Raw genomic sequence first — 7,425 nt, forward strand, 5'->3', positions numbered from 1 at the left:
ATGTCGTTGGCTAAAGCATCAATATGGACTGCGGGCTCCACACTGATAAAAATCGGTGTGGGGCTTTTAATCGTTAAATTACTGGCGGTTGCTTTTGGCCCCAGCGGGGTTGGGCAGGCGGGTAATTTCCGTCAGCTTATCACTGTGCTTGGGGTGTTGGCTGGTGCCGGTATTTTTAATGGTGTAACTAAATATGTTGCTGAGTATCAGCAGCAGCCGGAAAGATTGCGTACGGTACTGGGAACATCTTCTGCCATTATCCTTGGGTTTTCCACGCTGTTGGCAGTGATTTTCTTGCTGTTTAGCGGGTCTATCAGTACGGGATTATTCGGCCATCAAGATTATGAGCCAGTTGTGCAGGCCCTCGCCTTTATTCAAATGGGGATTGCTTTTGCCAACTATTTTTTGGCTATTTTGAAAGGATACCGAGATGCTCAGGGGAATGCGCTGGCGATTATTTTTGGTAGCGTGATTGGTGTAATGGCCTATTATCTCTGTTTTGTCCTTGGTGGGTATGAAGGTGCTTTGGCGGGTTTGGCTTTAGTGCCAGCATTAATCATATTTCCCGCGGGATTGATGGTTTGGCGTCTCAAAGCGGTATCGATTTCAAGTCTTAAGCCCATGTGGGATAAAGTACTGGCTGGTCGGCTTGGCAAGTTTACCCTTATGGCTCTGCTGACTTCTATTACCATACCGGTTGCCTACATTATGATGCGAAATCTACTGGCAGCGCATTATAGTTGGCACGATGTGGGTATTTGGCAAGGTGTAAGCAGTATTTCCGATGCTTACCTGCAATTTATCACAGCATCTTTTACTGTTTATCTGTTGCCAACGCTTTCACGGTTGCAAGGTAAGGACGAAATATCAAATGAGATAATTAAGGCGCTGAAATTTGTTTTGCCTGCTGTGGCTGTTGTAAGTTTTACTGTATGGCTGCTGCGTGATTTTGCCATTTGGTTACTGTTTTCTGACAAATTTACTGCTATGCGTGATCTATTTGCCTGGCAGTTGGTGGGTGATGTCTTGAAAGTGGGCGCTTATGTTTTTGGTTATCTGGTGATTGCCAAGGCTGCGTTACGTTTTTATGTGTTGACAGAAATTAGTCAGTTTTTATTGCTTACTGGTTTTGCCCACTGGCTTATTCCTGTAAATGGAGCGTTAGGTGCAGCACAAGCCTATATGGCAACTTATATTATTTATTTCACCCTTTGTTGTGGTGCATTTCTTATTTATCGTAGGCGAGCATGACAACCCTCATTCACGTTTTGGGATCTGATATCCCACATCACAATCGAACGGTATTGCGCTTTTTTAATGATGTCTTAGCGCACGAAATTGGTTTTTTAGCCAAACCGAAGTTTATGGTAGTGACCAGAAATCGCGCTTTATTGGATGATTGCCCAGCATTGGATGTGGCATTCTTCGACAGTAAAAAATCTCTGGCGCAGGCGGTTATTGCTAAAGCGAGTTCAGACAGAGATTGTCGATTTTTTTTTCATGGTCAATTTAATGTGAGTTTGTGGTTGGCGCTGTTGTCAGGAAAAATCAAACGCAATCAATTTTGGTGGCATGCCTGGGGAGCTGATCTGTATGAAGACTCCAGTCAGTTAAAATTCCGTCTATTCTATTTCTTGCGTCGTCTGGCGCAGCGTCGGGTAGGGCATCTGTTTGCGGTTCGTGGAGATCTCTATTTTTATTCTCAACATCATCCAAACGTACCAACATCATTGCTCTATTTTCCAACCAGAATGGAACCTGCTTTGACAATTGCAGATAGAATATCTGTTGAAGATGGCAAGATGACAATTTTGTTGGGGAATTCTGGTGATCGATCGAACCGCCATATTACGGCATTGAAAGTAATTCATAAGCAGTTTGGCGATAAGGTGCGAATCATTATCCCAATGGGTTATCCTGAAAACAATCAGGTTTATATTAATCAGGTAGAACAGGCTGCTTTATCATTGTTCCGGCCAGAAAATTTGAACATTATTAAGCAAAATATGGCGTTTGATGATTATCTGGCATTGTTGCGCCGTTGTGATTTAGGGTATTTCATGTTTAATCGCCAGCAGGGGATTGGAACAATTTGTCTGTTGATACAATTTGGTGTGCCATTTGTACTCAGTCGTCAGAATCTTTTTTGGCGAGATTTAATAGAACAACAGGTGCCGGTATTTTTCGCCGGTGATCCTTTAGATAGCCAACTGATTACAGAAGCACAACGGCAGATGCTCTCCTTGGATAGAAATGTGATAGCTTTTTTTAGCCCGAACTTTATTGATGGCTGGCGGCAGGCGTTGGCAAAAGCGGCGGGAGAGCAGCAATGACTTTAACGCAGTTTGGCGGATTATTTGTTGTTTATTTAATATCACTGGTTTTCATCCTGACGTTGACTTATCAGGAATTCCGGCGTGTACGCTTTAATTTTAATATATTCTTCTCATTGCTTTATTTGCTGACATTCTATTTTGGTTTTCCACTGACATGTTTGTTGGTTTTCCAATTTGATGTTGAAGTGGTACCTGTGGACGCCTTACTACACGCTCTACTGGCTTCGACCTGCTTTTATGGTATTTATTACGTCAGTTATAAAACACGGCTAAGAAAGCCATCTATGCAGCCTAAAGCACCGGTATTCACCATGAACCGGGTAGAAACTAACTTTACATGGTTACTACTGGCATCAGTTGCGGTGGTGACAGTGGGGCTGTTCTTTATGCAAAACGGTTTTCTACTGTTTAAATTACAGTCATACAGTCAAATTTTTTCCAGTCAGGTTTCCGGTGTTGCCCTGAAGCGATTCTTTTACTTCTTTATTCCTGCCATGTTGGTGGTTTATTTCTTGAAGCAGACCCAGTTACGCTGGCTGTTTTTTCTGATGAGCACGGTTGCTTTTGGGATACTGACTTATGTCATTGTTGGCGGAACACGGGCTAATATTATCATTGCGTTCGCGTTGTTTCTGTTTATTGGCATTGTGCGTGGCTGGATAACCTTGTGGATGTTGGTCATGGCGGGCGCAATAGGGATTGTTGGCATGTTTTGGTTGGCACTCAAACGCTATAGTTTGGATGTCAGCGGTGCAGAAGCGTTTTATACTTTTCTCTACCTTACAAGGGATACTTTTTCACCGTGGGAAAATTTTGCATTACTGCTGAATAACTACGACAAAATTGATTTTCAGGGGTTAGCGCCTATTATCCGTGATTTCTATGTCTTTATTCCAAGTTGGCTTTGGCCAGGACGTCCTGATTCTGTGTTGAATTCTGCGAATTATTTTACCTGGGAAGTACTGGATAACCACTCTGGTCTGGCAATTTCCCCAACTCTGATAGGCTCTCTGGTTGTGATGGGGGGAGTGCTGTTTATTCCGGTTGGTGCGATTGTTGTTGGATTGATAATTAAGTGGTTTGACTGGATTTATGAATTAGGAAAACAGGAGACTAATCGTTATAAGGCCGCTATCTTGCAGGCATTTTGCTTTGGAGCGATCTTCAACATGATAGTATTGGCTCGTGAAGGCGTGGATTCATTTGTTTCCCGTGTAGTATTTTTCTGTATTATTTTTGGCTTATGTCTGGTAATTGCTAAGTTGTTGTATTGGCTATTTGAGAGTGCAGGGCTTATTAGAACGTATCTGACTAGCAACCTGGTTGTATCACAAAAACGTCTGTTGCAATGTAAGGAAAGAAAATGGAGCTAAGCAATATTCCTAAATATAGTATTCGTGGCCTGAATATTTGGGGCTTCCGCGATATGGCGCACTTTCTTGACCATATTTTTCAACGCGGGCAGGTAAAGACGGGTACTATGGTGGCGATTAATGCGGAAAAAGTTCTGACGGCAGAGGAAGATACAGCTTTAAGCACACTGCTGAGTGATGCAGAATATCTGTATGCTGATGGTATCAGTATTGTACGTGCTATTCGCCGTAAATACCCTGACGCTGAAGTTTCTCGTGTAGCGGGTGCTGATTTATGGGAAGCCATCATGGAGCGTGCCGGTAAAGAAGGCACACCTATTTTTCTGGTTGGAGGTAAACCAGAGATATTGAAACAGACTGAAAGCAAACTGCGGGCTCAGTGGAACGTCAATATTGTTGGCAGCCAGAACGGTTATTTCACGCCAGAAGAACGTAATGCTGTTTTTGAACGGATTCATGCCAGCGGTGCGGTGATTGTGACAGTTGCAATGGGATCGCCTAAACAGGAGATTTTTATGCGTGACTGTCGAAAAATTCATTCGAATGCGTTGTATATGGGCGTTGGCGGTACTTATGACGTATTTACCGGCCATGTGAAACGTGCGCCAAAAGCATGGCAGAATTTGGGGCTTGAATGGCTTTATCGCTTGTTATCACAACCAAGCCGTATTCGTCGCCAGTTTAAGTTACTGAAATTTCTTGGATATTATTATAGTGGTCGTCTGTAAACCCGCTTCTTGCCTGTCGTGTAAATTTTCGTCAGGTGATGCTTTCGTCAGGTGATACAGTGAATTTATTCCACAATATTTATCTAACAGTTTTGAACCTGCCAGATTTTCACTATTTGTAGTTAATTATTAGATAATTTTTTATTCCACTCAGTGGAAAAACATGTTTTGATCCCTGACCTTTTTATGGCTGATCAACATCGGTCTTGTATGTTTTTATTATTGCACATTACAACATATAACAATGGACAGGGAATTTATGGCAGATCAACAACATAGCTTGCAACGGGGTTTAGAAGCCCGTCATATAGAGCTAATCGCACTAGGCGGCACAATTGGTGTCGGTCTGTTTATGGGCTCGGCCAGCACACTGAAATGGGCTGGTCCTTCCGTTTTGCTGGCTTACATTATTGCCGGAATTTTTGTTTTTTTCATTATGCGATCGATGGGAGAAATGCTGTTTCTTGAACCTGTCACGGGTTCTTTCGCCTCTTTTGGACATAAATATCTCAGCCCATATTGGGGATGCCTCACCGCTTGGGGTTATTGGTTTATGTGGGTGGCGGTAGGGATATCAGAAATAACGGCTATCGGGGTTTATGCTGAGTTTTGGTTCCCTGAACTTCCTCAGTGGGTATCGGCATTGATTGCGGTGGCATTGGTCGCTTTGGCGAACCTTGCGGCGGTACGTCTTTACGGTGAGCTGGAATTTTGGTTTGCCATGATTAAGGTGACCACAATTATTGTCATGATCCTGATTGGCTTGGGATTGATATTTTTCGGTATTGGTAATCAATGGCAGCCTATTGGATTGGGTAATCTGACTGCGCATGGTGGTTTCTTTGCGGGTAATTGGCAAGGGTTCTTGTTTGCGCTCTGTATTGTGGTTGCATCTTATCAGGGGGTGGAGTTGGTTGGTATCACTGCGGGGGAAGCGAAGAACCCTCAGGTGACATTGAAAAAAGCGATTAACAATATTCTCTGGCGTATTCTGATTTTCTACGTGGGTGCGATTTTCATTGTAGTGACATTATTTCCATGGACAGAAGTGGGTGCACAGGGCAGCCCGTTTGTAATGACATTTACCAAAGTGGGGATCACTTCCGCGGCAGCCGTGATTAACTTTGTCGTATTGACGGCCGCGCTTTCCGGCTGTAACAGCGGCATGTACAGTGGTGGACGGATGCTTTATGCGTTGGCGCAAAACCGTCAGCTACCTTCATCACTGACTAAATTGTCAAAGAATGGGGTGCCGGTAATCTGTATTGCCATCACTATCCTGTGTTTGATTGTGGGTTCTAGTTTGAATTATTTGATCCCAAATCCGCAGGCGGTTTTTGTTTATGTTTACAGTGCCAGCGTATTGCCAGGAATGGTACCGTGGTTTGTTATTCTGGTGAGTCAATTGCGTTTTCGTCAGTATCATCAGCAGGCACTGAAACAACATGGTTTTAAATCCATTCTGTTCCCTTATGTAAATTACCTGACATTGGCATTTTTATGTTGTGTGTTGATAGGAATGGCAATTAACCCGGATACCCGTTTTTCATTGCTGGTCGGTGGGGGATTTTTGTTAATGGTGTCGCTGATTTATTGGTTGGTGAAGCTTTTTAACGGTAAAAAATCAAAAGCCTGATATACCTTATGGATTTCAAGATGCATCGCGGCGGCAAGGGAGTGAATCCCCGGGAGCATAGCAAACTATGTGACCGGGGTGAGCGAGTGCAGCCAACAAAGAAGCAACTTGAAAGATGACGGGTATAGATTGATTTACTGTCACGGTGGTAGTGAATAGGGAAGTTAAGAGCTGGCTTTATCTACGAAATGAACAAGGTGTAATCAAACGCATCATTTCTTTAAAAAAGCACTGGACAGTATATCATTAAATCCGTACTATCCCCACCCGAAACGGCGTTAAGCGCCCGTAGCTCAGCTGGATAGAGCGCTGCCCTCCGGAGGCAGAGGTCTCAGGTTCGAATCCTGTCGGGCGCGCCATTATTTGCGTGCAAGAGCTGCGGTGATGTATTGCGCTGTTGGTAATAAGTATTTAGCAGTAAATAGCTGTTATGGTGGCTATAGCTCAGTTGGTAGAGCCCTGGATTGTGATTCCAGTTGTCGTGGGTTCGAGTCCCATTAGCCACCCCATCTTTTTTGTGACACGCGAGGGTGGCGGAATTGGTAGACGCGCTAGCTTCAGGTGTTAGTGTCCTTACGGACGTGGGGGTTCAAGTCCCCCCTTTCGCACCATAAAAAAGAGAAAAGTAAAGAGTAGAAAATTTCGGCGAGTAGCGCAGCTTGGTAGCGCAACTGGTTTGGGACCAGTGGGTCGGAGGTTCGAATCCTCTCTCGCCGACCAAATTCCAAAAAAAAACCTGCATTGCAGGTTTTTTTGCGTTTTATCCCTTTTTATCTCCTTGGCTTTTTGTTCCCTTTCCTGATCGATATACCTTTAAGTTGTGCTCTGTTGATTCAAATTTAGTGGATTATTTTTTAAAAATAACTATTTGTTTTATATAGTAATTTTTTATTTTTTGTATTTTGGAGACAATCGATATACTAGCTGTCTCAAATAAGAGACTTATAACAAATTGAATTATAATGAAAATAATAAATACCTTGTGTTTTGTCTCAAATAAGAGACAGTGCATGAGATGGATTTTGTGATGATTCGATTTCTTGTTGTAATAAATAGAGAAATAGCTGATGAAGCGAGGCAGCTTTCATTTAAATAAAAGCTGGCACACTAAATGCATTATTACAAACGTAGATGCTCATCCTATTTCTTATGATTGCATATGCTTCATAAACCCAGGGATGATGCAGAGCCGATTATCGGTGCCTATTGTCCATGTCACAGATGAGTAATTTTCATCGCCGACCGGACTCAACGTTGAGTGAGGCACTATCCGTCTGTAGACCTGATTGTATTTGTACACCTATCTTTGTTTTAAGGTAGGTGTTTTTTTATTTCTAAGAGATATATCTGGT

At 43.0% G+C, this 7,425-nt stretch carries 5 protein-coding genes and 4 tRNA genes; all 9 read left to right on the plus strand.

Annotated elements, in window-relative coordinates; translation table 11 throughout:
• The 9 genes from wzxE (at position 1) to LGZ98_RS18145 (ending at position 6,793) form a co-directional block, all read left to right on the plus strand.
• Positions 1-1,251 (plus strand): lipid III flippase WzxE, encoded by a 1,251-nt coding sequence (gene wzxE, locus LGZ98_RS18105; RefSeq protein ID WP_113042880.1) that lies wholly within the window; start codon positions 1-3, stop codon positions 1,249-1,251.
• Complete coding sequence (locus tag LGZ98_RS18110) at positions 1,248-2,333, plus strand: TDP-N-acetylfucosamine:lipid II N-acetylfucosaminyltransferase (RefSeq protein ID WP_262978363.1); 1,086 nt, start codon at positions 1,248-1,250, stop codon at positions 2,331-2,333. Before wzxE ends, LGZ98_RS18110 begins: the two co-directional genes overlap by 4 nt.
• Complete coding sequence (gene wzyE, locus LGZ98_RS18115) at positions 2,330-3,709, plus strand: ECA oligosaccharide polymerase (protein WP_262978364.1); 1,380 nt, start codon at positions 2,330-2,332, stop codon at positions 3,707-3,709. Before LGZ98_RS18110 ends, wzyE begins: the two co-directional genes overlap by 4 nt.
• On the plus strand, positions 3,700-4,437 hold the full coding sequence (wecG, locus tag LGZ98_RS18120; protein ID WP_262978365.1) for a lipopolysaccharide N-acetylmannosaminouronosyltransferase: 738 nt from the start codon (positions 3,700-3,702) through the stop codon (positions 4,435-4,437). Before wzyE ends, wecG begins: the two co-directional genes overlap by 10 nt.
• 259 nt (positions 4,438-4,696) lie before the next feature.
• On the plus strand, positions 4,697-6,073 hold the full coding sequence (thrP, locus tag LGZ98_RS18125) for a bifunctional threonine/serine APC transporter ThrP (protein ID WP_113042887.1): 1,377 nt from the start codon (positions 4,697-4,699) through the stop codon (positions 6,071-6,073).
• Positions 6,074-6,355: 282 nt separating this feature from the next.
• Positions 6,356-6,432: transfer RNA gene (locus LGZ98_RS18130), tRNA-Arg, on the plus strand.
• A gap of 74 nt (positions 6,433-6,506) precedes the next feature.
• Positions 6,507-6,582 (plus strand) — tRNA-His (locus tag LGZ98_RS18135).
• Positions 6,583-6,597: 15 nt separating this feature from the next.
• Positions 6,598-6,684, plus strand: a tRNA-Leu gene (locus LGZ98_RS18140).
• 32 nt (positions 6,685-6,716) lie between these two features.
• Positions 6,717-6,793, plus strand: a tRNA-Pro gene (locus LGZ98_RS18145).
• Positions 6,794-7,425: the final 632 nt, after the last annotated feature.

The sequence above is a fragment of the Photorhabdus kayaii genome, from assembly GCF_025384895.1.
Classification (GTDB): domain Bacteria; phylum Pseudomonadota; class Gammaproteobacteria; order Enterobacterales; family Enterobacteriaceae; genus Photorhabdus; species Photorhabdus kayaii.